The following is a 26369-nucleotide window of genomic DNA, read 5'->3' as shown; positions in this document are numbered from 1 at the left end:
AACCAAAGTCACTCTGCTATGATTGGTTTCACCCAAAAGTTATAGTTGTCCAATGTCTGACCGGTAGAACGTATTTGGTATTTCCACTGTTTTAACGCGATCATAGACTTCTTGACGGCAGGTTTCAAGATTTCTCCCCGTAGCTGTCACCATCGCGATTCGTCCACCGGTGGTAATTATGTGTTTATTTTGGTCAACATCGACTCCTGAGAACAGGGTATGTTCTAGGGTTTCATTGGGTATTTCCGTAATCCGCATGCCTTTTGAATAAGCTCTTGGATAACCTTTCGCAGCAATCACGACTCCGATGCTACTTTCTTTTTTCAGTGTCACTTCTATTTCTTTTTTGCTCAAATGAGCACTGATGATATCGTAGAAATCTTGCTCAATCAACGGGAGTAACACTTGTGTTTCAGGATCTCCGAGTCTAGCGTTGAATTCAATAACTCTTAACCCTTTTGGAGTCAGCATCATTCCGGCGTACAGCACACCTGTATAAGGGATACCCCCTTTGACGAGTTGTTGACTCAGCGGGCGCATAACTTCTGTCATTACTTGCTGTTTCAAGGTTTCATCCCCCCAATCTACTGGAGCATAAGCTCCCATTCCGCCGGTATTGGGTCCTGTTTGTCCATCATAGGCTCTTTTGTAGTCTTGAGCTGTTCCAATTGGGATAATAGCTTCTTGATTGACCAAAAAGAAATAGGAGAATTCCTTACCTGTCAAAAATTCTTCAATCACGATTGAAGACTGTTCATCAACCATCATCGTTTTAATCGTATTAAGTGCTACCTCTCTCGTCTCAGCAATTGTAACACCTTTTCCAGCGGCTAATCCGTCTTCCTTGATCACAATCGGTAATTCAGTTGTCTCAAGATATGACTTTGCTGAGGGATATTGATCTGGACTAAAGGAACGATAAGCAGCTGTTTTGACCTGAGCTTCTTCCATAATCCGTTTGGCAAATGTTTTTGATGTTTCCATTTGAGCGGCTTCTTTTTGCGGTCCTACGATTGCTAGATTCTCTTCACGAAAACTATCCACGATTCCCTTGTCTAAGGGGACTTCAGGCCCTACAAAAGTGACTGTCACATCATAAGTCTTAACAAATGACTTCAGTGCTTCAAAGTCCAACTGATCGATTGGGACACATTCGATCCATTCACCAGGACGTTCAACTAGAGTCATGCCGGGGTTCCCAGGGGCAACATAGACTGTCTTGACTTGCTTACTTTTTGCAAATGCTCGTGCAATCGCATGCTCTCTACCACCAGAACCAATAACCAGTATATTTTTTTGTGCCATGCTTATCTCCTTCATTATTGCAGTCTAAATCAATGTTTGAAATGACGAATCCCAGTTTTGACCATTGCAATACCAAACTGATTACACTTATCGACAGAATCTTTATCCTTGATCGAACCACCTGGTTGGACGATAGCCTTGATGCCGTACTCATGTGCCAGTTGAACCGTATCATCCATAGGGAAGAAGGCATCACTTGCCATAACAAATGGTTCAGTTGTATCACCTAACTGCTCAATTTTTTCTTTGGCTTCTTGCAGCGCAATCGCTGCCGATCCTACGCGGTTCATCTGCCCAGCGCCGATTCCTAACGTCATTTTGCCATTACTGATGACAATAGCATTGCTTTTAACGTGTTTACAGGCCTTCATCGCAAAGTTCAGTGCTGCGCTTTCTTCAGCGTTAGGGGCTGTTTCAGTCATGACTTCCCACTCCACTGGCAAGGTGTCTATTGCTTCAATTGCTAGTTCATGAGACTGATCAGGAGATTGTTTGAGCATTCCTCCAATAACCGACACATACTCATCTTCATAGGAGTCAGAACGCTTGTCGAAATCAAGCGTGATTAATCTTAGGTTTTTCTTACGAGCCAATAAATCATATGCTTTCTCTTCAAAAGAAGGTGCAATAATCAACTCTAAGAAGATATGATGGAGCTTCTCAGCAAGGGCAAGTGATACTGGTCTATTCAACACGATAATGCCCCCAAATATAGAAATAGAATCAGCGGCATAACAGAGGTCAAAGGCCTTTTCAATCGTTTCACCTACCGCAATACCACATGGATTCATATGTTTGACCGCAACAGCACATGGTTGTGAAAACTCTCGCGAGATTTTGATAGCTGCATCCGCATCACGAATATTGTTGTAGGATAATTCTTTCCCATGTAACTGGATCCCGTTAGCAATTGAGAATTGTGGCCCAGCGATTTCGCGATAAAATTCAGCAGATTGGTGACTGTTTTCCCCATAGCGTAGGGTTTGTTGCCAGTCGTAAGACAGTGTGATGTGGTCCCAGTCGTAGGCCTTAAAATCAGCATCTTCTGGTGCTTGTTCAGACAAATACTTACTGATCAATGAATCATAATAAGCAGTCAAAGCGAAAACTTTGCGTGCTAAATACCGTCGGAATGATTCAGACGTTTGACCACTTTGCTTCAGTTGTGCAATCATTGTGTCATAGTCCCTAGGGTCTGTTACTACTGTCACGCTCTCGGCGTTCTTAGCAGCACTGCGTAACATGCTAGGTCCACCAATGTCGATTGTTTCAATAGCATCTTCAAAACGACAATCTTCTTTTTGGATTGTTTCCTTGAATGGGTAGAGATTAACAACCACAAAATCGATGACAGGTATCTGATGGTCAATAAGCGCTTGTTGATGATCTGGATTATTTCTAACAGATAATAAGCCACCATGGATCATAGGATGAAGTGTTTTGACTCTCCCGTCCATCATTTCTGGAAAGTGCGTGATACTTTCGACTGGTTCGACTGGAATCCCTTTGCTGCTCAATAAGCGGAATGTCCCACCTGTCGATAAAATCTTGATATCCTTCTCAACTAATGCTTTTGCTACCTCTTCGATGCCAGACTTGTCTGATACGCTGATCAACGCATAACGTGTCATTTAAATGATCGCCCCTTTTATATGATTCTATCTTCTATTATTGAATGAGTCAGAGTTGACTAGTGAGTATGAAATAATTGGATGAGCTAGTTAGATAAAACAGTTAGTGTGATCCTTCAATGATCGATTGGAGAACAGCTGGATACAAGCGATGTTCGATGGCATGAATCTCTGCCTCTAATTCCGCCAATTCCCAATTAGGATCAACCTTTAACGGCTCTTGCGCGATAATTGGACCGGTATCGACCCCGCGATCGACCCAGTGGACTGTAACACCCGTTTCAGTAACACCAGCTACATACGCATCCTTAATTCCTTGTTTTCCGGGAAATTGTGGTAATAGTGCCGGATGGATATTAACAATCTTATTGGTATAATGATCCAATAAGGCATAGCGAATGATTCGCATATAACCCGCTAGAACAACTAGTTCCACTTGATCTTGTTGGAGTTGATCGACGATAGCCTCTTCAAACGCTCTGCGAGACTGATAATCACTTGGTAAGAACACATAGACAGGGTAGCCATGCTTCTTCCCTCTTCCAATCACTTTCGCTGTAGCGACATCACAGTAGATTCCACTGATTTCTGCCGTTAATTGTCCTGTTTCAACAGAACGGATGATTGATTCAACATTTGTCCCATTGCCAGAAGCAAATAAGGCTATTTTCATCTGTTATCCTCTCCTAAAACGAACTGAACTGCCTCTTCCCCTTCATGCCTTTCTGCGATTTTTCCTAAGATTATGGCATGTGGTAACTCAGAACAGACATCAGCCACATCACTTGGAGAAATAGCGAGCACTAAACCGATTCCCATATTGAAAACATGATACATTTCGTCTTCAGAGATAGATGCAAGTAATTGTATCTCATTAAAGATCATTGGAACTTCCCATTGGTGACGAGTAATCTCAGCTTTAAGAGATGCTTGGTCAAACATGCGTGGGATATTTTCGTAAAAACCACCACCTGTAATATGAGAGATACCTTTGACGAGTCCTTTTTTGATCAATGGTAATACTTCTTCAACATAGATTTTTGTCGGTTTTAATAAGGTGTCAATCAGCTTACTGCCATCTGCCAGTTGATGATTAAAGTCAAAGTCATGATCTTTGAAGAAAACTTTACGCACTAAGGAAAAGCCATTGGAGTGGAGTCCGCTGCTTGGAAGACCAATCAAGACATCGTTGACGCCTACCTTGCTGCCATCTATCAGGCTCTCTTGATCAGCTATCCCTACACAAAAACCAGCGAGGTCAAATTCATCGGTGGCATACAAATCGGGCATTTCAGCTGTTTCGCCACCTATCAATGCTGCATTAGCTAAAACACAGCCTTCAGCAACACCTGCTACTATTTTCTCGATTTTTTCCGGGTCATTACTCCCAACGGCAAGATAATCCAAAAAGAACAGTGGCTCTGCTCCCTGAGCCAATACATCATTGACACACATCGCCACACAATCGATCCCGATGCTATCTAATTTCCCAGATTGTTGCGCCAATAAAAGCTTGGTGCCAACACCATCTGTTCCCGAGATCAAAACGGGATGCGCATAATCAAATGCTTTGAGCGAGAATGTACCACCAAAACCGCCTAGACCTGATAAAACACCTTCTCGTTTCGTTCGAGCAACATGTCTTTGCATCCTTTTGACAGCTTCATAGCCCTGTTCTATATTAACGCCTGCTGCTTGATACGCCTGACTGTTTGAGGATTCCATCAACGTCTTCTCCTTTTAATACTTTTTTTTGAATAGGGGTAAGTTGGTTGGTCAGATAATCTTGATAATCACATAATTCAGCTGGATATTCTCCCGTAAAGGTGCTCACACAGAGGCCTTTATTAGGGGTATCAAAAGAAAGTCCAATGGCGTCGATTAAACCTGGAACTGACACAAATCCAAGGCTGTCTGCTCCAAGATAATCGCGCATTTGGCTAATCGTATGATTTGCAGCTAATAATTCCGCACTCGTGCTCATGTCGATTCCGTAATAATTAGGAAATCTGATAGGTGGGCTTGAAATCCTTAAGTGGATCTCCTTAGCTCCTGCTTCTCTGAGCAAGCTGATCAATCGTCTCGAAGTCGTTCCTCTAACAATTGAATCATCTACCAAAACAATCGATTTATCCTTGATTACACTGACAACAGCTGATAGTTTTTTGCGAACGCCTTGTTCTCTTAATGACTGTGTTGGCTCAATGAAAGTCCGTGCTACATATTGATTTTTGACAATACCCATTTCATAAGGAAGCCCACTCTCTTCAGCGTAGCCACTAGCAGCAGATAGAGAAGAGTTTGGAACTCCTATGACCATATCTGCCTCTGGACACGGCTCTTCAATCGCTAATTGCTTTCCGAGTGCTTTACGAGCCGCATGAACGTTGACACTCGCAATATCAGAATCTGGTCGGGCAAAATAAATATATTCCATCGCTTCAATTGCAATCTCTGTCTTATCTGTATAAAATTTAACGCTAATACCGTCGTCTGTGATCACTACAAAAGTCCCTGCATGAATGTTTCTGACAAAAGTCGCTCCCACAGCTTGTAAGGCACAACTTTCGCTAGCAATAATATAGGAGCCTTCTTGCATTTTTCCGATAACTAAAGGTCTAAAGCTATTAGGATCAACAATGCCGATCAACTCATTATTCGTTAGCAACACATAATTGAACCCACCACGTAATCGTCTCAGAGATTCAGTTAGTTTTTCGTGAAAACTAATCGCCTTGCTTTGGCGGATCAAGTGGACCAAAATCTCGGAATCAGATGTTGAATGGAAGACAGCTCCATTTCCCTCCAATTCTTTTCGCAAGGATCGCGCATTCGTTAGATTGCCATTATGGGCAAGAGACAAATCAAAATCGTTAAAATGAAACAAAAAAGGTTGAACATTATTGACGTTGCTCCGTCCACCACTAGTAGAGTATCTGATGTGACCGATTGATCGATCACCAACTAGTTTTTCGAGATGAGAGGGGTCCGAGAAAACCTGGCTCAGTAATCCCAAGCCACGATAATTGGATAAGGATTTCTCATCACCACACGTGATTCCAGCCCCTTCTTGACCACGATGCTGTAACGCATGTAAGCCAAAATAGGTGACTTGATTAGCATGTGGATGTCGCCACACCCCAAAGACCCCGCACTCTTCATTCAGACTTTTTTCAGTATCGAGTGCCATGGATGCTCTATTTTTTGCTGTTAGTTGATTAGACATGGTATAGCCTCTCTCCACTGTTTTTCAAGCTCTGATTTTGGAAATTCAATCTGACTATTACGGGTCTTTAACCGAATTGTTGGTTGCTCCGTCACCGTTCCGATCAGAACAGGTTTATCCACGTGAGCATCCTCATACGACTGATAAAAGTCCTCAAAAGCTTGTTTCTGCTCTTTAGAAACTGTCACAACAAACCGAGATTGAGTTTCGCTAAATAATAGTGCATCCTCAAGGTCTAGTTGAACATCAAAGCCGACTTCTGTCTCAAAGACTGCCTCTAGTAACCCGGCTGCTAGACCGCCCTCTGACACATCATGAGCACTTTCCAAAAGTCCAGCTTTATTCAACTCATAAACTAATTTTTGGTTGGCACTTTCACGCTCTAAATCGAACTGAATCGTTCCCGAAATCTTTTCTTCCCGCAACTTTTGGATCATTGATCCCGAAAAATCTGTAGTCGTCCTTCCAACCACATAAATCAAATCCTGCCCTTTTTTAAAAGACTGTCTCAAAATTTGTGCGGTATCTTCGATCAATCCAACCATTCCAATCGTTGGAGTCGGGTAAATTGCTCCTGTTTGATTTTCATTATAAAGTGAGACATTTCCTGAAATAACAGGGGCGTTGAAGGCTTGACACGCTTTTGAAATACCTCGTGCTGATTCTTGTAATTCATAGAAAATTTCTGGTTTTTCTGGGTTTCCAAAGTTCAGACAATCAGTGATCGCTAATGGATACCCACCAGAAGCCACAATATTTCTAGCGGCCTCACTCACAGCAATTTGTCCACCTAGAAACGGATCGAGATAAATATAGCGGGCGTTACAGTCAGTCGTCATCGCAAGCGCTTTTTTGGTATTGCGAATTCTAATAACAGCTGCATCGCTACCTGGACCAACAACCGTATTCGTTCTCACCATAGAATCATATGTCTCAAAAATAGACCGTTTAGAGGCCAAATCTGGACTTGTCATCAACTGAAAGAGACTTTCTTTTAAATCACTTATTTTAGGTGTATAAGGCGCCATGGCCCTAAATTGGGCTAATCGCTTGGGCTCAACAGCTGGATTGTGATAGATAGGAGCGTCTTCAGCCAAACTATTCACGGGAATATCCGCTACTAAGACACCCTCTTGAAACACGCGGTAGCGATCACCATCAGTGACCTCCCCGATAACCACTGCATCTAAGTCGTAGGTTTTGAAAAGATCTTCGACCTCTTTTTCGTGGCCTTTTTTGACACAAATCAACATCCGTTCTTGCGATTCAGATAATAAAATCTCGTATGGTGTCATTGCAGTTTCACGCTTTGGAACCAAGTCAAGATCTAAATCAAGACCCGATCCAGCTTTTGAGGCCATTTCAGAACTTGAGGAAACTAAACCAGCTGCTCCCATATCTTGAATCCCTACTAAGATATCAGAATGGTTAGTGATCAAATCTAAACAGGCTTCCAAAAGCAATTTTTCCATGAATGGATCTCCTACTTGGATTGCTGAACGTTGACCACTGTTTTTCTCACTGAATTCTTCACTAGCAAATGTAGCACCATGAATGCCATCTCGACCAGTTTTGGCTCCCACATACATGATCGGGTTACCCGTTCCTTTTGCCTGGCCTTTTTGAATATGTTGATGCTCTATCAGACCCACACACATGGCATTCACGAGTGGATTGCCTTGATAAGAACTATCAAATTTCGTTTCTCCGCCAACTGTTGGAATACCAATACAGTTCCCATAGCCACCAATCCCATCGATAACGCCCGAAAAGATGTATTGCGTTAAGGGATCGGTCAGCTCGCCAAATCGTAAAGAGTCAAGGATAGCGATTGGTCGTGCTCCCATACTAAAAATGTCCCGGATAATCCCACCAACGCCTGTTGCAGCCCCTTCATAGGGTTCAACGGCTGAGGGATGATTATGGCTTTCCATTTTGAACACTACTGCTTGTTGATCACCGATATCGACGATTCCAGCTCCTTCACCTGGGCCTTGTAGAACGTGTTCTCCCTCTGTATAAAACTGCCGTAAAACTGGTTTGGAATTTTTATAGGAACAGTGTTCACTCCACATTACCGCGTAAAGAGCTGCTTCAGTGTAGTTTGGCAGACGTTTTAATAGGGAAACAATTAAATCGTATTCTTTTTCTTTTAATCCCCACTCTTTATAAAACTGGCTATCACGCAACTCTTCTTCCGTCATGGCTTGCAATTGAACCGTCTCTTGTTTAACCATTATTCAACCTTCTCTCACTTTGGCGCCTTGTAGCTTCTGTTGGTGTGCTTCGACCATCGCTTTAAATAATCGAAGACCATCCGAGTATCCTAATAGATCCTCAACAGCCCGTTCTGGATGTGGCATCATGCCCAACACATTTCCGGCTTCATTGATGATACCCGCGATATTATTGACACTTCCATTGGGGTTATCACCCTTCGCATAGCGAAAGACAATCTGGTTATTCTTTTCTAATGTTTCAAGCGTTTGTTCATCACAGTAATAATTACCCTCAGCATGAGCAATCGGTAAGACGATTTCTTCCCCTTTGTCGTAAAGGTGAGTAAAAGCTGTCTGGTTATTTTCAACGACCAACCGTTGGGGTTTACAGATAAAATGTAGGTCTTGATTGCGTTGCAGTGCTCCCGGTAGTAAGCCGGCTTCTGTCAAAATTTGAAATCCGTTACATGTCCCAAAAATAGGAACACCTTCTTTTGCCTTTCGAATGACTTCTTTCATGATTGGCGCAAAGCGTGCAATAGCACCACACCGCAAATAATCACCATAAGAGAAGCCCCCTGGAATGAGGATGGCATCATAATCATCAAGCGATGTCTCAGTATGCCTAACATAGGTAATTTCTTCAGTTAATACAGAGCCAATAGCTTCATACATATCGATATCGCAATTAGAACCTGGGAAGACGATCACTGCAAATTTCACTCTTAGACCTCCTCGATTTCAACACGGTAAGTTTCCATTGTCACATTGGCCAACAACTGATCCGCCATGGTATTGATAACTTCTTCAGCCTTCTCGATAGAGGATTCTTGTAACTTGATTTCAAAATATTTCCCGATACGCACTGATGTGATATCAGTGTCTGTCAACTGATTGATGGCTTTCTTCACTGCTTCACCTTTAGGATCCAAGATCGATTCCTTGTAAGTGACGTAAACCTTCGCTAAAAACATGATGACACTCCCTTTTTTCTACTATTTTGGTTACTTTTGATGTGCAATCACTGCATCCAATCGCTTGCTAACCTCTTCATAGGCATCTGTCAATGACCCCAAATGACGACGGAAACGATCCTTATCGAGCTTCTCTTCAGTTACCTTGTCCCACAATCTGCAATTATCTGGAGAAATTTCATCTCCCAAAATGATGTTACCTGAGCTATCTTTACCAAATTCAAACTTAATATCGACTAAAATCAACCCTGCCTCATCAAACAATTGTATTAATTTATCATTGATTTTCAGCGCTAAGTCGCTGATTGTTTGGCACTCTTCCTCAGTGATTTTATTCAAACTAGTCAATTGACTGACATTTACGAAGGGATCATCCAACTCATCGTCCTTCAAGAAAAACTCAACAGTTGGTTTTGAAAGAACACCGCCCTCTTCTAGACCAAATCTTTTAGCGAACGATCCTGCTACACGGTTTCTGACCACTACTTCTAGAGGAATCATCTCCAATCGTTTAACAACTTGACGGTCGTCATCGATTTTTTTGATAAACTGAGTGGCGATGCCAACTGATTCGAGCCATTCAAAAATCAGTGTGGAGATTTGGGTATTAAGGATAGCTTTGCCGGCAATATCTTCTTTTCGCTTACCATTTAGTGCTGTTGCTTGATTGGTAAATACCATCAAAATAGTTTCTGGATCTTCAAGTTGGTAAAGAATTTTGGCTTTACCTTCATAAATTTTTTTCATGTCACAACCCGTCCTTTGTCTTTTTTCGGCTATAAGCCTACACGTTTGAAAATGGTGTCTACTTGTTTGAGGTGATAACGTGGGTCGAAAGCATCTTCAATCTCATCACTAGATAACGTTGAACTAATAGTTGGATCTGCCTTGACTAACGTTTTGAAATCCGTCTGTTTATCCCATGAAATTGCCGTTAGTGGTTGTACCAGGTCATATGCCTCTTCTCGACTCAACCCTTTATCTACAAGTGCAAGCAAGACGCGTTGTGAGAAGATCAAGCCATGCGTGGCAGATATATTACGTTTCATATTATCTTCTAATACTGTTAGCCGTTCGATGATCGTAGCAAAACGGTTAAGCTGATAATCTAGTAACGTCGTTAAGTCTGGTAAAATAATTCGTTCCGCGGAAGAGTGTGAAATATCGCGTTCGTGCCATAACGATACATTCTCGTAAGCAGGAACCATGTACCCTCTCATTACTCGAGCTAACCCTGTTACATTTTCGCTACCAATAGGATTTCTCTTATGAGGCATTGCTGATGATCCTTTTTGACCCTTCGAAAAGTATTCTTCTACTTCTCGTGTCTCAGATTTTTGTAACCCTCTGATTTCAGTTGCGAATCGCTCAACACTCGTTGCTATCAAGGCTAAAGTCGCTACATAAGTCGCGTGCAAGTCCCTTGGAAGAACTTGCGTCGATATTTCTTGAGCCCTTATCCCTAATTTTTGACAAACATAAGCTTCAACATCTGGTGGCGTATTGGCGAAAGTCCCAACTGCACCACTTATTTTTCCAGCCTCTATACCGTCAGCAGCCTCTTCAAACCGTTTCAACTGTCGCTTTAATTCAGAATAGAAACCAGCTAGTTTTAGCCCAAATGTCGTTGGTTCTGCATGAACGCCATGTGTACGTCCCATTTCAATCGTATATTTGTAAGTTTGAGCCTTGTCCTTAACAACATCTATTAAACGATGTAAGTCTTTTCTTAAGACGTCATTGACTAACCGTAGTTGATAACCATAAGCTGTATCAACGACATCTGTACTAGTTAAACCATAGTGGACCCATTTGCGCTCTGCCCCAAGGCTTTCACTGACACAACGGGTAAAAGCCACGACATCGTGATGCGTCTCTTCTTCTATTTCCAAGATCCGGTCAATAGAAAAGCGCGCCTTTTCTCTGATAGCCTTGGCCTCTTTTGGTGGAATTACCCCAAGAGTCGACCAAGCTTCAACGGCTTCTATCTCTACCTCTAACCACGTGTTATAACGTGTCTGGTCAGACCAAAGTTCAGCCATTTCTTTCCGGGTATAGCGTTCGATCATCTTATTTTTCTCCTTTTAATTGGCAAGTTTATCTTCATTAGGGTCAGTTCAAGAGTCAGCTCAAGCGTCAGTTCACTTTTTGAGATCAGTGGCTCGTATCTTACAGTGCGTCTTACCACAAATCTGCTTTTTTGATCACTTTTTCAACGGTACTGTCCAAGAAAGTCACATGTCCCATTTTGCGTCCTACTTTGGCTTCTCCTTTTTGATAGAGGTGGACAACGGCATTCTTTTCGTTTTGCCAGATATCTTTGACGAGTGGCATATCTTGTCCTAGTAGGTTGACCATCAACACCGGGCTTAGCAGTTTTATGCTTGCTAAAGGCCGTCCAGTGATTGCTACGACGTGCTGATCAAACTGTGAAAAATTACAGGCTTCTATAGAATAGTGTCCGCTATTATGTGGCCTTGGTGCCAATTCATTTATGAACACTTTTTCGCCAGATGGTGTTTTTTCGATAAAAAACTCAATCCCCAACACACCAACTAGCTGTCCCTCTTCTGCAATTTTCCTTGCCATCAGATGAATATCATCCCTGATTACCTGAGAAATTCTAGCAGGCACTAAGCTACTGTGTAAGATTCCGGAGCGATGAACATTCTCACTGATTGGAAACAACTCAATAGTGCCAGATTGGTCTCTTGATACCATCACTGAGCATTCCAGTTCAAAAGAGCATTTGGCTTCAAGAACACATGGCGACTCCAACAAACGGTTGATCTCTTCTTTTTTCTCTGTCACATCCGTACTATCAGTGATTCTGATCTGTCCTTTTCCGTCGTAACCTAGGCGTGTCGTTTTTAAGATCGCTGGTAGACCAATTGTTGTTAGAGCCTTTTTTAAGTCATCTTGACTCAAAACAGCCTCGTAGTTAACAACTGGCAGTCCGATTGACGATAACCAATTTTTTTCAGTGAGACGATTTTGTGATAGAAGGAGTAGTTTAGACCCTTGGGGCAAAAAACAATCAGTATCTTGTGCGATCTCTTCGATCAGTGGACCATCAATGTTTTCAAATTCGTAGGTCAAGACATCGACAGAGCGTGCAAATTCTAACAGTGCTTCTCTATCGTTAAAGGCGGCTACCTTATACCAATTAGAAACAGCAAATGCACATGAGGTGGGGTTTGGATCATAAGTTGCTACTTTATAACCCATTTTCTGGGCAGAGCAGGCTATCATTTTTCCAAGTTGTCCGGCACCAACAATGCCAATTGTCGTTGAAGGAGCTAGTGGTTTAGACAGTTTCATTTAGTACGACACTACTTTCTTTGGCTTTCTGATGTTGTTCACTACTATAGGTTTTTAATGCATTTAAAATAGCCTGGTCTTCCGTGCTTAATACTCGCGCAGCAAAAAGAGCAGCATTTTTAGCCCCAGCTGGTCCAATCGCCATAGTGGCTACTGGCACCCCTGCAGGCATTTGAACAATCGATAATAAGGAATCTAAGCCACTTAAAGCACTCGATTTTATTGGAACACCAACAACTGGCAAATACGTTTTAGCTGCGATCATTCCTGGTAAATGAGCAGCTCCCCCCGCTGCAGCAATAATGACTTTGATGCCCTTTCCCGCTGCTTCTTCCGCAAATAAAAACATTTCATCTGGCATGCGATGAGCTGAGACCACTTCCTTGATATAGTCGATCTTCAGTTCTTCTAAAAGGTCTAAGCACCCCTTTAATTGTTCTAGATCAGAAATACTTCCCATCACCACAGCCACACGTGGCCTTGACGCTTCATTTATTGGCAAGATAACCCTCCTTATTTTCTAAATCTAATGGCAATTTGACAAACACTTTAGTTGTACTTCATTGCTTTCTTTTAGTCGACAATTCCTTTTTGTTTAGTAAGAATATCACAAAGCACGTTATAATTCTACCAAATTTGCAAACATTATTTAATCTTTACACTTTTATTGTTCGTATTATTAATATTGATTAGCCAGATAGCGACTAAAATGACACCATAAAATCGCTAAAACAGAACAACTCTGTCGCTTACAGTGCCGACTAATTCCTCGTTTCACTGAGAAAATTGAAACAGAAGACTACTGGAAATAACAAAAAAAGAGCTACTCAAGAACGAACTGTTCTCGGGTAACTCCTTACTGGTATGATCCTCATAAATCAATGAATAAACGTTTGTGTCATCTCTTAAGTGAGCATCACTAATTTATTCTAATCCGTTATTTAATTTCTATTTGTTTTCTTTCCGTGTCGTTTTCTTTAGCCTTAGGTAAGGTGATGTTCAAAACACCATCAACATATTCTGCGGAAATCTTATCTTCGTCAATATTCTTCAACATAAATTGACGACTTTGAGAATAAGAAGAACGTTCTTTTCTGATATAACCAGACTCTTCGTCTTGATCTTCACTCTCATGTTCATGGGAGGCCTGTATCGACAAGACATCATTATCATAGTCTACATGAATATCCTTCTTATCAAAACCAGGCAAATCAGCAGCTACTTCAAAGTTGTCATCATTTTCCTTGATGTCGACTTTGAACGAGTCATCTTGCCAGAAGTTTGAAAAGACATCTCCAAAGAAATCATTCACACGCATATCTCTGTTTGTAGGAATCATATTAGCCATCATAAACTCCCTCTTTCTCTTTAATTCTTATAGCCAAATCGTTCTTACGACTATAATGTACACCCACATTAGCACTCAGTCAAGTAAAGTGCTAATTTTTTAGAAAGTTTTTTGAGAACCTATATTAGCGTCTATATTCAGCATAATTTCACTTATATTTTGCCTATGTTTAGCCTATTTCTATGCCTTTATAAGTTGATATTTCCGCCACCAGTAACACCATAAATTTGTGATGTAACATAACTTGCGTCATTAGACGCCAGAAAAACATAGACTGGAGCAAGTTCTGCTGGTTGTCCAGCTCTTTTTAGAGGTGTATCTAATCCAAATTTTTGAATGACCTCTTGCGTTTGACCACCATCTAATTGTAGAGGTGTCCAAATCGGACCTGGCGCTACAGCATTAACTCTTATACCCTTTGGTGCAAAATACTTGGATAGACTGACAGTATAATTAGCAATGGCAGCCTTTGTGGCAGCATAATCCATTAAATCCTCACTAGGATCATTAGCTTGGATCGACGTCGATAAGACAATCGCGCCTCCAACTGGCAGATAGGCTTCTGCCGCTTGTACTGTCGCAAACATTGAAATAATATTCACCTTAAACGTATCTTCTACTTGTTTCATTGGGCGTTCGCTCAAAGTAGGTCTTGAAATCTGTTGTGCAGCATTCAAAACCAAAGTGTCTAAGCCTCCAAAAGCTTCAACCGTTTCAGAAACGATGGCAGTAGCAGCCTCGTCTTCTCTTAAATCATAAGGCAACAGTTTGACTTTACGGCCAGTTTTTTTAATCAGTTCAGCCACTTCCTCAGCATCAGGTTCTTCTCCTGGGAAAAATTGGATGGCAACATCAGCACCTTCTCGAGCATAAGCAATAGCGGCAGCTCTACCAATACCAGAATCCCCACCAGTGATCAATACACGACGATTCAGTAACTTACCACTACCTTTGTAGCTTGTTTCCCCACAATCCGGTTTTGGAATCATTTTTTCCTCTAAAGCTGGCGTATCCTGTTCTTGCTTTGGATACTCATTTGCTTTGTACAGTGTTCTTGGATCTATCAAATGTGGTTCAGCCATAACGGTCTTCCTCCTTGTATGATTGACAAGTCATTAGCTTATAGACAGCACTTTTCAGTAATCGGAAGTAGCTCTGAAGTGTCTCTAAGGTATATCTCCAAAAAGTGTTTCTATAGTAATAACTAAGCGTTTTGTTACGAACACTAGATAAATTTGGTCGCTAGGTAGTACATAACGAAGCTTACCTATAGTTTAACAAAGCAAGACAGCCATCTCCAAGAAATCAACTCATCATAAAGCTTCAAAACAGTACCAATACAATTTATAAAAAAACTGAACTCGAAAAAGCGAGTTCAGAATTTTTGATAATATCTAACTGTAAATAACACTGCAATCACCAAATATGTCACACCAAGATAAGGTTGTTGATTGAGACCAAGGATCCCATTAAATCCGAGTGCTGAAAAGATAAGGACTAACATCTTTGTGAATCGTGTGACGCGTTCAAACTCTGGTTTTGGTGTCAAAAAAAGATACCAGTAGGCAACCAAACTGATCAACACTGCCAAAGTCCCATACCGTAGCACCATTTCAAGTAGAGACCTATTTGAAAAATCGCCACTCGACATAACTACAACCGCAAATGACAACATCACAATCAAACCAATAAAACTAGCGTATAGGATTCTTTTGAGTCGTGACAGTCCGTTGCCAATATCTGTTAATTTAAAGTTATCTTTCACTAAATTTCTCCTTTTCTATCTCACAAAAGCTATTTTCCATTTTATCCCATTTTTCACGTGCATTACCACACCACTAGCGTCTATTATACTATAATTATAGTATTGGCTGTCGACCTTTAAATCGAAACCATATGACCAAAGCCACACAATACCATCTCAACAGTGTATCTATCTGTTATAATATAAACAATCGGGGGGATAACTGTGACTGCTATTTCAAGATTGCTCGTCCATCAAACACTTGTATCATCACTTAAGACACGTTTAGCACCATTTGCAACTGACGAGAGTCTCTTACATTATATCGATAAGCGTCAAGATATTGGGGCGCTACATTTTTGGGAAATGGATCCTTACATTATATTAGGCATGTCGGATACAAGGCTACCACATCTCACCGACGCAATCACTTTCCTCAAGAATAAGGGACTGTCTATCGTCGTAAGGGCAGCTGGGGGATTAGGTGTCGTTGCTGACAAAGGTGTTCTCAATTTTACCATACTACTACCGAATCCTGACAATCACATTAGCATTGATGATGCCTATGACTTTTTGTTAGAACTTGTCTCAACCTGGCTGTCAGACTATGGACTGACCGTTAAAGCTGAAGAAGTCCCTCGTTCGTATTGTCCGGGGACCTATGATCTAGTTGTTAATGGCTATAAAGTTGCTGGTGTCGCTCAAAGACGTTTTAGAAACGCTTTAGCCATCATGACTTATATCAGTATCAACGGCGATCAACACCGCCGAACAGCATTGATGCAACACTTTTACGCTTGTGGACTACAGGGTGAGCAGACGGCATTCAAGTATCCAGATATTGATCCTGATTGCATGCGATCCTTAAGCGACTTTAATGACCGAATACCTGATCTTGACACCGTTAAGAAAGAACTGATAACCCATTTAAAAGAACAATTACAATTGAACGACAGCGGCATTTTACCTCTTGATTTAGAGACAATCAAGACTGATTTTCAGAAAAATGAAACAAAACTAGCGCGACGACAAGTCGATTTAAAGGAGTGATAGAATATGGCTTATAATATCCCTATTTTGCCTAGAGAAAAAGTATTTCGAGATCCCGTACATGATTACATCCACGTCCAACACCAATTGATCCTAGATCTTATTAATACTGCGGAATTCCAACGCCTTAGACGGGTCAAACAAACCGGGACAACACTCTTTACCTTTCATGGCGCAGAACACTCTCGCTTCGGCCACTCCCTTGGGGTATATGAAGTAGCCAGACGGATCTGCGACAAATTTGTCCGCAATTATCCTTCTTTGACTCCTGGCGATGGTTTGTGGGATGATGGAGAACGACCGGTTGTTCTTTGTGCAGCTTTATTACATGATATCGGCCATGGCCCATACTCTCACGCGTTTGAAAAGATTTTTCAAACGAATCATGAACAGATCACAATCGATATCATCCTATCACCAGAAACTGAAGTCAACCAGGTTCTGAGCAGAGTAAGCCCGACATTCCCTAATGAAGTTGCTAGCGTTATTAACAAAACCTATCCTAACCCTCAAGTTGTCCAATTGATTTCCAGTCAGATAGATGCCGATCGGATGGATTATTTACTGCGCGACGCCTATTATACAGGTGCTAATTATGGGCGCTTTGATATCTCCCGTATTCTAAGAGTTATGCGCCCTCACAAAGATGGGATTGCCTTTACCATTTCTGGAATGCACGCAGTAGAGGATTATATCTTAAGCCGCTATCAAATGTATATGCAAGTCTACTTCCATCCCGTTTCTCGGGGTGTTGAAGTCATCTTGAACAAACTACTTGCTAGAGCACACGAATGCTATCGCTCGCCTGAGTATGGCTTGAATCATAGTGCTTCCCTATTAATCCCATTTTTTGAGGACAACTGGACGCTTAAAGACTATCTTAAATTAGATGATGGGGTTTTAACGACTTACTTTTTGCATTGGTTAGATGAACCCGATCAAATATTAAGTGATTTAGCTGGTCGCTTTCTGAATCGCAAACCTTTTAAATCAGTTGCTCTCAACTTCGATAAGGACGCTGCCACCATAGAACATTTAACCGAATTGCTTGATAATATGGGGTATGACACACGCTATTATGTTGCTAAAAACTCAAGCTATGACTTACCGTACGATTTTTACCGACCAGATCAAATCAAAAATAGAACACAGATTGAATTAATCCAAAAAAATGGGGAGCATATCGAATTATCGAAAGCTAGCGAAGTTGTAGCTACCATTGCGGGGAAAGCTAGAGGAGATAAACGCTTCTATTTTCCAAGAGAAGTTATTAAATCCGATACCTTATCTGATGATTTATTTGCGGATGATCAATTCGAATTTCAAACTATCGTGACGACACTTGAAAACACAACTAGTTATTGACTCAAAGGAGATTACTATGTCAAACATAAAACTCATTGCAATAGATGTCGATGGCACATTGCTTGATTCAAAGCACCAACTAACACAACCTGTCATTGACGCCATCACAGAAGCACGTTCAAAAGGAATATATGTTGTGATCGCAACTGGACGACCTTTACCAGGAATCAAACCATTTCTAGAACAACTAAATTACAATAGTCCAAACGAGTATGCGATTACTTATAATGGGTCATTGGTTCAAGAAATAGCCACAGGAAAAGCACTTGTCCAATACGAATTATCGAAAGACGACTATGCCTACGTGGACCAAGTTACCAGAGATTTTGGTACCTATTATCACGCTATCGATGCTGATCATATCTACACTTCGTTAGAAGACATGAGTTGGTACACTAGCCGAGAATCCTATCTAGTTCGGATGCCCATTAGGTATCGTGCCTTAGAGGCCATACCTGATGACAAGAATTTCACCAAAATGATGGTCATCGACACTAAAGAAGGCTTAGATGCTTTTATCGCATCACTAGATGACACCTTTACAACACGATTTAACACCTTAAGAAGCGAAGATTACTATTTGGAAATACTTAATCCTAAAGCTAGCAAAGGTCATGCACTTAAGAGCTTAGCTGAACATTTAGGTTTGGAACCTGATGAAGTGATGGCACTAGGGGATAATGAAAATGATTTGGATATGATCCAATACGCTGGTTATGGAGTGGCGATGGCAAACTCAAACCCAATAGTCCTAAAAGAAGCAAACTTCATTACTGGTTCAAATGACGAAGCAGGAGTTGCTCAAGCCATTCGCAAATTTGCATTAGAAGAATAAGGAGAACTAAATGAGCGATTCAACTGTCATCTACCGTCAAATGGAAACCCCAGATTTCCCAGTGGTATTTGATCTTCTAACTATTATTTTTCAAGATATGGAGTTACCTCTTTTAAAACGCCTATCTCTAGCAGATATCAAGAGAATCACATGTCAGGCTATGGCTGATCCGACCTATCGCTACAGTAAAAACCGTTGTATTGTTGCTGTGATTGATAACCAGATAGTCGGTGTCTGTGCAAGCTATGATGGTGCAGAAGAGCCTATTGTTGATAAGCCGTTTACCCAAGCTTTATGTGATTTAGGATTCGATAAATCCTTAAAACTATTTGTTGACAGAGAAACACGACCTGGAGAATACTATCTCGATAGCATTGTGGTGTCATCAACAGCAAGGGGACATGGCGTTGCAAAAGGATTGATCAATGCAACTATTGAGCGTGTCAAAAAAGAACACGGTCATCGATTAGATCTAAACGTAGACCTCCAGAATCCACATGCAAAAGCCGTTTATACATCGCTTGGATTTAAGGATAATGGCCATTGCGTGATCAGTGGTCATCAGTATGATCATATGACTCGTTTGTTTTAGGATTGGCCTAACTATTTTTTATTACCAGTTTTTTTATTACCAGATTTTTCATCACTAGAGATTTATATTACTCAATATTTTATTACTAGAACTGTGAAAAGGGACTGAAACAGGATAAATGCCTGTCTCAGTCCCTTTCTAAAATTAAGTAACCATTAATGATGACTTATAACTCGAATCACGACTTATGATTCGAAGTTAACCTCTGATTGAACAGCCATAATTTATTCAACATAAGCCGTTCTGAGATTGATGGTTCGTCCAAATGGTAAGATTTCTAATCCTTTCAAACGATCATCTAATAAATAAGCTTGTGAACCTTGATAAATTGGTGCAACTACTGTATCTTCTTGAATCAATCTCTTATCCAATTCAAGTAAAGCGTCCCACCGTTGTTCAGGTTCATTCGCTAAATCACTCCGTACTTTTTGCACTAACGCGTCATAGTCAGAATTAGAATAATCCGAGAAATTGATACCACCATCAGTTTGGTATTGTTCCAAGAAGTTCAACGGATCTTGGTAATCTGGTGTCCATGTACCATAGAAAATATCGTAATCTAAATTACGTTGTAAATCTAACCGATTTTTCAAAGGAACATTTTTTAACGATACTGACAATCCTGGTAGGTTTCGTTCCAATTGGTCTTGCAAATATTCTCCAGTTGTCTTCGAAACACCTGTGTCCGAAGTAATAATCTCTAAAGTAATCTCGTCTTGCCCGAGTTCTTCTTTAGCCTTCTCCCATTCTTCTTGAGCAGCTTCGACATTATAAGTCAACAAATCTCCGCTATCATCTCTGAAGTCATCACCCGTTTGATCATTCTTGGCAAAATTAGATGGAACTTGCCCATTCAAAGCAATAGAGCCATCTTGTAATACTTGATTGACGTACGCTTCTTTATCATAAGCTTGACCAATTGCTCGTCTGACATGCACATTACCGGTTATGTCGCCCGATACATTAAAACCAAGGTAGCCAATCAACGCTTTAGGTTGAGTATGGAAGTGCTCATTCTCTTTATTTTGAGCCACATATTCATCAGTTAAGACAGTATAATCGACATCTCCTACTTCAAAAAGATTTGCACCAGTTGATACTTCTTTAGACACAACTATGTCAACTTCATTTAGCTTAACATTATCAGCATCCCAATAATCTTTATTTTTTAAGAGTTTCCAACTAGTTTCACTACCAGTCCACCCTTCGATTTTAAAGGGACCATTAGAGACGATTTTATCAGCACTAGTGCCGTAATCTTCGCCTTCTTTTTCAGCAGTTGCTTGATGTTGTGGTAAGAATCTTGTTCCTGTCAAAAGTTTTGATAAGTAAGGAGCTGGGTATTCTAAGGTAATTTCAAGTGTTTTATCATCAAGAGCTTTTACACCTAAGTTTTCAACTGGTTGATTGCCTTCTCGGATGTCTTTTGCATTTTTAAAAACATCTGCTGATTGAGCAACGTTCCCTTCAGCAGGATCAACTAATTTTTTATAGGTATATACAAAATCTTCTGCTGTTACAGGATCACCATTTGTCCAGTTAGCATTATCTTTTATTTTGAATGTGTAAACCAAGCCGTCATCACTGACTTCTGGTTCATCCGCTACTCCTGGTTCTACTGTATTACCGTCTTTTACACGATACAAGCCTTCAAATACTTGTCCGATCACATCTGATGTTGGTACATCATCATAGACAGCACTATCCAATGTCGTTAACTCCCCGAAAGTCGTGATACTTGCGGTATCATTGCTTTCAGCACTGTCATTATCAGTGTTCGGAGACGAGCTACAGCCAACCAACACCAACCCTGTCAATGCCGCTGCTATTATAGTTGACCATTTCTTTTTCGTCATCGTTTCTCCCCCTTAAACTCCATATATCATATCACTACTAAAACAATCTTATCATATTTCTGTCATCGTTGATAAAGTTATGCTTGTAATCTCAAAGTGTGATGCTATTTCAATTGTGACTCTAGTTCTCCTGTGACTCTAGTTCTCTTTAGTTTGGATTGTAGTTTCTGAAGCAATTGGTCTGCTAGACTACCAGCAGACATAAGTTAGACGATTTCAACGTTTATCCACTAGTTTTGTTGCTACATCACCAATAAATTGAATGATAAATACTAAGATTAAGATAGCGATTGTAGCCACTAACACGATATCTAGCTTCGTTCGCGTATATCCAATTAGATAAGCATAATCACCTAGGCCACGAGCTCCGATAGCTCCCGCAACAGCTGTATAACCAATTATAGCAATTGCAGTGACTGTAAGACCTGAGATAAGAGACGGTAATGCTTCTGGAATCAGAACTTTTGTAATGATTTGGGTCGTAGAAGCCCCCATAGACTCTGATGCTTCTATAACCCCTTTGGGAATTTCATTCAAACCAATCCAGACTAATCGTGCGTAGAATGGAGCTGCACTGACTACAAGTGCAGGAATGGCCCCCTTCGGTCCCAACATCGTCTGCATGATTACTTTGGTAAATGGAATCAACAGTAAAATCAAGATAATAAACGGAATTGATCTAAAGATGTTGACGATCGCACTAACCACAAAATTTATGAATCGATTTTGCAGAGGCCTATTAGGTTCTGTCAAGTACATTAATAATCCAATCAAAAGTCCTAGGACTAAGACAAATATACTTGATAAACCTACCATATACATCGTCTCAAGAGTTGCTTGCCAAACGTCCGTTAATTTGACATTTTCAAAAGAGAACATATTTTGCCAAACACTTTTAACTGATCCATTTTGTGCAGCAAGAATAACCCATGCCTTATTCAACATTAGCGATCACCTCCAAATTAATACTTGGAACGTCAAACTTCTTCTTTAATTGCTCAAGTTGCTCAGGTGTACAAGCGGCATGAACGACCATGCTACCGACACTGCCAGCCTGAGTGATATTCATTTTTGCCTGAAGGATTGAAATCGGAATATCCAACTCTTTTGATGTATTGGTCAAACGACTTTCTAACACACTGGCGCCAGTATAGTGAAGTCTAATAACATAACCAGTCGATAGTTCATCTGATAGAGTTTCTAACAAATCATCTAATGGTACTGTTTCTTGCTCATCACCAATAAATTGTTTCGTGATTGGTTGTTGTGGATTACGAAAGACATCTACAACCGATCCTTCTTCAACAATCTTACCATCTTCCATGACAGCTACATGGTGGCAGATCTTGCTCACCACATGCATCTCATGAGTAATGATGACGATCGTCAATCCGAGTTCCTTATTTATCTTAACTAGTAAGTCCAAAATATCATCAGTTGTTTTTGGATCAAGAGCACTTGTGGCCTCATCACATAATAATAACTTTGGCTCATTTGCTAAGGCTCTGGCAATACCAACCCGTTGTTTTTGACCACCTGACAATTGTGCAGGATAATAATCCTCATGCCCTTCAAGAGAAACGAGCCGGATTAGCTCTTTCACTCGTTCTTTTCGCTTTGCTTTTGGAACATTAGCAATTTCTAGTGGAAACTCAATATTCTCGGCAACAGTCCGCGACCACAAAAGGTTGAAATGCTGGAATATCATCGCAATCTTCTTACGCTCGTTCAAAAGATCTTTTTTCTTTAAGGTTGTTATATCATTTCCATCAACGATGACCTTTCCCTCAGAAACTGATTCCAGTCCATTAATTAAACGAACTAACGTGCTTTTCCCCGCTCCAGAAAAGCCAATGATACCAAATATATCACAATCATCGACTGTCAATGAAACATCATCAACTGCCTTGATTGAATGTTTTTTTGTGTCGTATTGCTTACTGACATGTTGTAACGAGATCATATCACTACGTGCTCCTTCATTTCCAATTTGTCTTACAATTACTTCTGTTTATCCGTTTATTACGTTTATCGGTTTATTAACTTATTACTTATTAGTAGTACCTTAGGACTTTACTTCCTAGGGCTTAACCCATAAAAGCTTAATCCTCAGTCATTTTAGTATTAACTGTTATTCTATTGATTATCATACGGGTTGACCATCATACTGGCAACTATACACCTACACACGCTAGTCCCTACATGATAATACCTGCAAGCTGTATCATATCAACAGGCTAGTACTTTCACAGTAATCCCTATATATGACTAGTACCTCTATACTAGCAATTAAAAGGCTGGAATAACAGAACCATCTTTGTAGTTATCTTCAATATATTTCTTAACTGTCTCACTTTGTACAGCTTCTATCAATGCTTTGATTTTTGGATCATCCTTTTCATCTGGGCGGACAGCTATTAAGTTTGCATAAGGTGAATCTTGATCTTCTAATGCAATTGAATCTTCGATTGGTGACAAACCAGCATCAATTGCAAAGTTAGAGTTGATTATGACAGCATCCCCTTCACCAGCTTGATACGTTTGGACCAATAGTTCAGGCGCAATAGAAGTCTCGATTGTAATGTCTTTTGGATTGTCTTCGATATCTTCTAGTTGCGCTTTAACAGGGTCAGTGCCTTCTTTAAGTGTGATTAATCCAGCATTTACAAAGAATCCTAAGAAACGACCAACTTCTGCGGGATTAGTAGAAGCATAGACAGTTGCATTTTCTGGCAAGTCTTCTAATGAATCATATTTTTGTGAGTATACGGCCATTGGTTCAATATGGACATTACCAACACCTACCAAATCGGTACCATGATCTTCATTCCATGTATCTAAATATGGAGTATGTTGAAAGAAGTTTGCATCAGCACCACCATCAACCACTAATTGATTTGGTGTGTTATAGTCATTCACAATGTTAATCTCTAAATCGTACCCTTCTTCTTCCAGAATTGGTTTGACTTGTTCTAGAATCTCAGCATGAGGAGCTGGACTAGCTACTACTTTGATGACTTCTGGTTCTTTATCAGCATTATCTGAGTCATTCGCATTGTTTCCACAAGCTGCTAAAGAAATAGTTGCTGCTGTTAGTAAGAATCCTTTGATTAATTTGTTAAACGTCATTTTATTTATCTCCTTTGTTATGTTTGAGTTATTTCGATTCTCTATCCGATTCAACCTGTTTTTTGATATAACCAAAAGGCTATTTGGGATATATTATAATCTTTATAATGTGGCTGCGCTTAGGAAATCGTCTCTTGTTCCTAAAATACTGCTTCACCTAATGACTTAAATAATGACTGTACATCTCTTTCTTAGTAATCTAGTAGTCTTCGCCCCCTTATTTAACTATTTTTGTTGATTGACTGAGTATAAAATAAAAAACTTCCGCCCCTGTTTATCCAGAGACGAAAGTTTCGCGTTACCACTCTATTTTAAATAAATCTCACGATCTATTTCTCAGTCAGTACGTCATAAAAGTATGATATACTGCGACATTTTATCGGTTGCCCTCCGTGACAGTTAAATTTCACTGTCAAATGCTCCAAGACCATTTTCAGTTCTTTGTTTTACTCATTTTCACCGACCATGAGCTCTCTTCAAGAAAACGCTAAACTTACTTATCTTTTCATCGCAAATTATTTGATTGCCACTAGAATACCAAAACATCACAATTCATGTCAATACTTTTTCATTAAATTTTAATCTTTTGTGTATTTGATCTCTTTAGTTTTTGAGCTTTTTGGCCATTGAGCTTTTGATGTTCTAAGCTTTTGAGTTTTGTGCATGGCTACAAATAGACAAATCCAGCTCTCTTGGAAAAATTTCTCTAAAGAAATAGTTAAGCTGTAATCTAGTCTAGAGTCACCTCTATGCTTTTACATCGTCCAAATCACTAGCACTTCTTAACTTATTTTCCACATATGAGCAAGATCCTACTACTTTCAAATCATTCTCCCTTGCATATGCTATAAAGGCATCAAATAGTTTTCCAGCTATCCCTTGTCCTCTCAAACTTGGATCAACAAACGTATGATTTCCATCTATGACCCCATTACTCTGACTATAAGTCAACTCTCCTAGTTTTTTTCCTTCATCAGTTATATATTCAAAGGCCTCGGGCACATGTTTTATCATTTATTATCTCTCCTTCTACTTTTATTAGCCTTACTAAGCGCCATACAATCCACATTTCCTACTATTCATTTTAAGGGGTGAGGAGACATTTGTCATTGATTTTGATTACTATCTTTTGATTGCTGTCTAAGCTAGCACATACAACCAATCAAATTTTGGCAAAAAAAATAAGCCCCTGTCGGGACTATTGGAAGCCACTTGCCGGGTTTGAACCGGCGACCTCTTCCTTACCATGGAAGCGCTCTACCTGCTGAGCTAAAGCGGCAGGAATCAACTTATAATCGCTCAAGGAGAGAGCTCTTTTTAAAAACAAACTCCGCAAGTAGGACTCGAACCTACGACATCATGATTAACAGTCATGCGCTACTACCAACTGAGCTATTGCGGAATAATAAAAAAGCGCGGCGATACCTACCCTCACAGGGGGAAACCCCCAACTACTATCGGCGCCGAGAAGCTTAACTACTGTGTTCGAGATGGGAACAGGTGTATCCTTCTGGCAATCATCACCACACTAATCGAAAGAACATTGTTCTCTCAAAACTGAATCTAACAATAACTTCCTTGCTCTAAACCCATCTACCCAAAACTGAATCTTCTTGAAGCCAAAATTGGATAAGTCCTCGATCGATTAGTACTGGTCCGCTCCATTTATCACTAAATGTCCACTTCCAGCCTATCTACCTGATCGTCTCTCAGGGATCTTACTCTTTTAAAAAGATGGGAAATCTCATCTTGAGGGGGGCTTCACGCTTAGATG

Annotated in this window: 24 protein-coding genes, 2 tRNA genes, 2 rRNA genes and 1 other annotated feature; of the genes, 4 read left to right on the top strand and 24 right to left on the bottom strand. The window is 40.4% G+C overall.

What is annotated here, in order from left to right; translation table 11 throughout:
- Nucleotides 1-39: 39 nt before the first annotated feature.
- The 15 genes from purD to H541_RS0102220 all read right to left on the bottom strand — a co-directional run bounded on the left by purD (nt 40) and on the right by H541_RS0102220 (nt 15789).
- Nucleotides 40-1305: a phosphoribosylamine--glycine ligase gene (gene purD, locus H541_RS0102290; RefSeq protein ID WP_022795734.1), complete on the bottom strand. Its 1266-nt coding sequence runs from the start codon at nt 1303-1305 to the stop codon at nt 40-42.
- A gap of 29 nt (nt 1306-1334) precedes the next feature.
- Entirely contained in the window at nt 1335-2936 is a 1602-nt protein-coding gene (purH, locus tag H541_RS0102285) for a bifunctional phosphoribosylaminoimidazolecarboxamide formyltransferase/IMP cyclohydrolase (RefSeq protein WP_022795733.1), read from the bottom strand.
- Between the two features lie 103 nt (nt 2937-3039).
- Nucleotides 3040-3609 (bottom strand): phosphoribosylglycinamide formyltransferase, encoded by a 570-nt coding sequence (gene purN / locus H541_RS0102280; protein WP_022795732.1) that lies wholly within the window; start codon nt 3607-3609, stop codon nt 3040-3042.
- Nucleotides 3606-4661 carry a phosphoribosylformylglycinamidine cyclo-ligase gene (purM, locus tag H541_RS11305; protein WP_022795731.1) on the bottom strand — a complete coding sequence of 352 codons (1056 nt, stop codon included), beginning with the start codon at nt 4659-4661 and terminating at the stop codon, nt 3606-3608. Before purM ends, purN begins: the two co-directional genes overlap by 4 nt.
- Nucleotides 4618-6162, bottom strand: a complete 1545-nt coding sequence (gene purF, locus H541_RS11300; RefSeq protein WP_022795730.1) for an amidophosphoribosyltransferase — start codon at nt 6160-6162, stop codon at nt 4618-4620. The genes purM and purF overlap by 44 nt, the downstream gene beginning before the upstream one ends.
- Entirely contained in the window at nt 6147-8399 is a 2253-nt protein-coding gene (gene purL, locus H541_RS0102265) for a phosphoribosylformylglycinamidine synthase subunit PurL (protein WP_022795729.1), read from the bottom strand. Before purL ends, purF begins: the two co-directional genes overlap by 16 nt.
- 3 nt (nt 8400-8402) lie before the next feature.
- Nucleotides 8403-9104: a phosphoribosylformylglycinamidine synthase subunit PurQ gene (gene purQ, locus H541_RS0102260; protein ID WP_022795728.1), complete on the bottom strand. Its 702-nt coding sequence runs from the start codon at nt 9102-9104 to the stop codon at nt 8403-8405.
- 2 nt (nt 9105-9106) lie between these two features.
- A complete protein-coding gene (gene purS / locus H541_RS0102255; protein ID WP_022795727.1) occupies nt 9107-9355 on the bottom strand; it encodes a phosphoribosylformylglycinamidine synthase subunit PurS in 249 nt (82 codons plus the stop codon).
- Between the two features lie 30 nt (nt 9356-9385).
- On the bottom strand, nt 9386-10102 hold the full coding sequence (gene purC / locus H541_RS0102250) for a phosphoribosylaminoimidazolesuccinocarboxamide synthase (RefSeq protein WP_022795726.1): 717 nt from the start codon (nt 10100-10102) through the stop codon (nt 9386-9388).
- Nucleotides 10103-10131: 29 nt separating this feature from the next.
- Entirely contained in the window at nt 10132-11424 is a 1293-nt protein-coding gene (purB, locus tag H541_RS0102245) for an adenylosuccinate lyase (protein ID WP_022795725.1), read from the bottom strand.
- Between the two features lie 112 nt (nt 11425-11536).
- Entirely contained in the window at nt 11537-12676 is a 1140-nt protein-coding gene (gene purK / locus H541_RS0102240) for a 5-(carboxyamino)imidazole ribonucleotide synthase (RefSeq protein WP_022795724.1), read from the bottom strand.
- On the bottom strand, nt 12663-13172 hold the full coding sequence (purE, locus tag H541_RS0102235; RefSeq protein WP_276202753.1) for a 5-(carboxyamino)imidazole ribonucleotide mutase: 510 nt from the start codon (nt 13170-13172) through the stop codon (nt 12663-12665). The genes purK and purE overlap by 14 nt, the downstream gene beginning before the upstream one ends.
- 441 nt (nt 13173-13613) lie before the next feature.
- Nucleotides 13614-14027 (bottom strand): Hsp20/alpha crystallin family protein, encoded by a 414-nt coding sequence (locus H541_RS0102230; RefSeq protein WP_022795722.1) that lies wholly within the window; start codon nt 14025-14027, stop codon nt 13614-13616.
- Between the two features lie 185 nt (nt 14028-14212).
- The gene (locus H541_RS0102225) at nt 14213-15106 is read right to left on the bottom strand and encodes an SDR family oxidoreductase (protein ID WP_022795721.1); all 894 of its coding nucleotides are present in this window, start codon (nt 15104-15106) and stop codon (nt 14213-14215) included.
- A gap of 293 nt (nt 15107-15399) precedes the next feature.
- A complete protein-coding gene (locus tag H541_RS0102220; RefSeq protein ID WP_022795720.1) occupies nt 15400-15789 on the bottom strand; it encodes a hypothetical protein in 390 nt (129 codons plus the stop codon).
- A gap of 204 nt (nt 15790-15993) precedes the next feature.
- Here H541_RS0102220 and H541_RS11295 point away from each other — a divergent pair, with 204 nt between their 5' ends.
- From H541_RS11295 to H541_RS0102200, 4 genes are read left to right on the top strand one after another with little or no spacing between them, the layout of a single operon-like run.
- Nucleotides 15994-16818 (top strand): lipoate--protein ligase family protein, encoded by an 825-nt coding sequence (locus tag H541_RS11295; protein WP_022795719.1) that lies wholly within the window; start codon nt 15994-15996, stop codon nt 16816-16818.
- Nucleotides 16819-16824: 6 nt separating this feature from the next.
- Entirely contained in the window at nt 16825-18183 is a 1359-nt protein-coding gene (locus H541_RS0102210; RefSeq protein ID WP_022795718.1) for an HD domain-containing protein, read from the top strand.
- Nucleotides 18184-18199: 16 nt separating this feature from the next.
- Nucleotides 18200-19018: a sugar-phosphatase gene (yidA, locus tag H541_RS0102205; protein ID WP_022795717.1), complete on the top strand. Its 819-nt coding sequence runs from the start codon at nt 18200-18202 to the stop codon at nt 19016-19018.
- A 10-nt stretch (nt 19019-19028) separates the two neighbouring features.
- The gene (locus H541_RS0102200; RefSeq protein WP_022795716.1) at nt 19029-19610 is read left to right on the top strand and encodes a GNAT family N-acetyltransferase; all 582 of its coding nucleotides are present in this window, start codon (nt 19029-19031) and stop codon (nt 19608-19610) included.
- Nucleotides 19611-19834: 224 nt separating this feature from the next.
- Here the strand turns inward: H541_RS0102200 and H541_RS0102195 are convergent, their stop codons facing one another.
- The 9 genes from H541_RS0102195 to H541_RS0102150 form a co-directional block, all read right to left on the bottom strand.
- Nucleotides 19835-21466, bottom strand: a complete 1632-nt coding sequence (locus H541_RS0102195; RefSeq protein WP_022795715.1) for a peptide ABC transporter substrate-binding protein — start codon at nt 21464-21466, stop codon at nt 19835-19837.
- A 216-nt stretch (nt 21467-21682) separates the two neighbouring features.
- Entirely contained in the window at nt 21683-22345 is a 663-nt protein-coding gene (locus H541_RS0102190; RefSeq protein ID WP_026501546.1) for a methionine ABC transporter permease, read from the bottom strand.
- A gap of 55 nt (nt 22346-22400) precedes the next feature.
- Nucleotides 22401-23429: a methionine ABC transporter ATP-binding protein gene (locus H541_RS0102185; protein WP_022795713.1), complete on the bottom strand. Its 1029-nt coding sequence runs from the start codon at nt 23427-23429 to the stop codon at nt 22401-22403.
- Between the two features lie 326 nt (nt 23430-23755).
- Complete coding sequence (locus H541_RS0102180; RefSeq protein ID WP_022795712.1) at nt 23756-24595, bottom strand: MetQ/NlpA family ABC transporter substrate-binding protein; 840 nt, start codon at nt 24593-24595, stop codon at nt 23756-23758.
- Nucleotides 24596-24872: 277 nt separating this feature from the next.
- Nucleotides 24873-25113, bottom strand: a binding site (T-box leader).
- Nucleotides 25114-25342: 229 nt separating this feature from the next.
- Nucleotides 25343-25609, bottom strand: a complete 267-nt coding sequence (locus H541_RS0102175) for a GNAT family N-acetyltransferase (protein WP_022795711.1) — start codon at nt 25607-25609, stop codon at nt 25343-25345.
- A 192-nt stretch (nt 25610-25801) separates the two neighbouring features.
- Nucleotides 25802-25874, bottom strand: a tRNA-Thr gene (locus H541_RS0102165).
- Nucleotides 25875-25923: 49 nt separating this feature from the next.
- Nucleotides 25924-25997: transfer RNA gene (locus H541_RS0102160), tRNA-Asn, on the bottom strand.
- Between the two features lie 11 nt (nt 25998-26008).
- Nucleotides 26009-26123, bottom strand: a 5S ribosomal RNA gene (gene rrf / locus H541_RS0102155).
- Between the two features lie 97 nt (nt 26124-26220).
- Nucleotides 26221-26369: ribosomal RNA gene (locus H541_RS0102150) — 23S ribosomal RNA — on the bottom strand; the annotation flags it as partial.

The organism is Bavariicoccus seileri WCC 4188, from assembly GCF_000421665.1.
Classification (GTDB): Bacteria; Bacillota; Bacilli; order Lactobacillales; family Aerococcaceae; genus Bavariicoccus; species Bavariicoccus seileri.
The sequence above is the reverse complement of the archived record's forward strand: the minus strand, read 5'-3'. Positions and strand labels throughout refer to the sequence as shown.

Excerpts from the sequence above, each read along its gene's own strand:
- purD (WP_022795734.1), bottom strand. The coding sequence starts at position 1,305 with ATGGCACAAAAAAATATACTGGTTATTGGTTCTGGTGGTAGAGAGCAT.
- purH (WP_022795733.1), bottom strand. The coding sequence starts at position 2,936 with ATGACACGTTATGCGTTGATCAGCGTATCAGACAAGTCTGGCATCGAA.
- purN (WP_022795732.1), bottom strand. The coding sequence starts at position 3,609 with ATGAAAATAGCCTTATTTGCTTCTGGCAATGGGACAAATGTTGAATCA.
- purM (WP_022795731.1), bottom strand. The coding sequence starts at position 4,661 with ATGGAATCCTCAAACAGTCAGGCGTATCAAGCAGCAGGCGTTAATATA.
- purF (WP_022795730.1), bottom strand. The coding sequence starts at position 6,162 with ATGTCTAATCAACTAACAGCAAAAAATAGAGCATCCATGGCACTCGAT.
- purL (WP_022795729.1), bottom strand. The coding sequence starts at position 8,399 with ATGGTTAAACAAGAGACGGTTCAATTGCAAGCCATGACGGAAGAAGAG.
- purS (WP_022795727.1), bottom strand. The coding sequence starts at position 9,355 with ATGTTTTTAGCGAAGGTTTACGTCACTTACAAGGAATCGATCTTGGAT.
- purC (WP_022795726.1), bottom strand. The coding sequence starts at position 10,102 with ATGAAAAAAATTTATGAAGGTAAAGCCAAAATTCTTTACCAACTTGAA.
- purB (WP_022795725.1), bottom strand. The coding sequence starts at position 11,424 with ATGATCGAACGCTATACCCGGAAAGAAATGGCTGAACTTTGGTCTGAC.
- purK (WP_022795724.1), bottom strand. The coding sequence starts at position 12,676 with ATGAAACTGTCTAAACCACTAGCTCCTTCAACGACAATTGGCATTGTT.
- H541_RS0102230 (WP_022795722.1), bottom strand. The coding sequence starts at position 14,027 with ATGATGGCTAATATGATTCCTACAAACAGAGATATGCGTGTGAATGAT.
- H541_RS0102225 (WP_022795721.1), bottom strand. The coding sequence starts at position 15,106 with ATGGCTGAACCACATTTGATAGATCCAAGAACACTGTACAAAGCAAAT.
- H541_RS0102210 (WP_022795718.1), top strand. The coding sequence starts at position 16,825 with ATGGCTTATAATATCCCTATTTTGCCTAGAGAAAAAGTATTTCGAGAT.
- yidA (WP_022795717.1), top strand. The coding sequence starts at position 18,200 with ATGTCAAACATAAAACTCATTGCAATAGATGTCGATGGCACATTGCTT.
- H541_RS0102200 (WP_022795716.1), top strand. The coding sequence starts at position 19,029 with ATGAGCGATTCAACTGTCATCTACCGTCAAATGGAAACCCCAGATTTC.
- H541_RS0102195 (WP_022795715.1), bottom strand. The coding sequence starts at position 21,466 with ATGACGAAAAAGAAATGGTCAACTATAATAGCAGCGGCATTGACAGGG.
- H541_RS0102190 (WP_026501546.1), bottom strand. The coding sequence starts at position 22,345 with ATGTTCTCTTTTGAAAATGTCAAATTAACGGACGTTTGGCAAGCAACT.
- H541_RS0102185 (WP_022795713.1), bottom strand. The coding sequence starts at position 23,429 with ATGATCTCGTTACAACATGTCAGTAAGCAATACGACACAAAAAAACAT.
- H541_RS0102180 (WP_022795712.1), bottom strand. The coding sequence starts at position 24,595 with ATGACGTTTAACAAATTAATCAAAGGATTCTTACTAACAGCAGCAACT.
- H541_RS0102175 (WP_022795711.1), bottom strand. The coding sequence starts at position 25,609 with ATGATAAAACATGTGCCCGAGGCCTTTGAATATATAACTGATGAAGGA.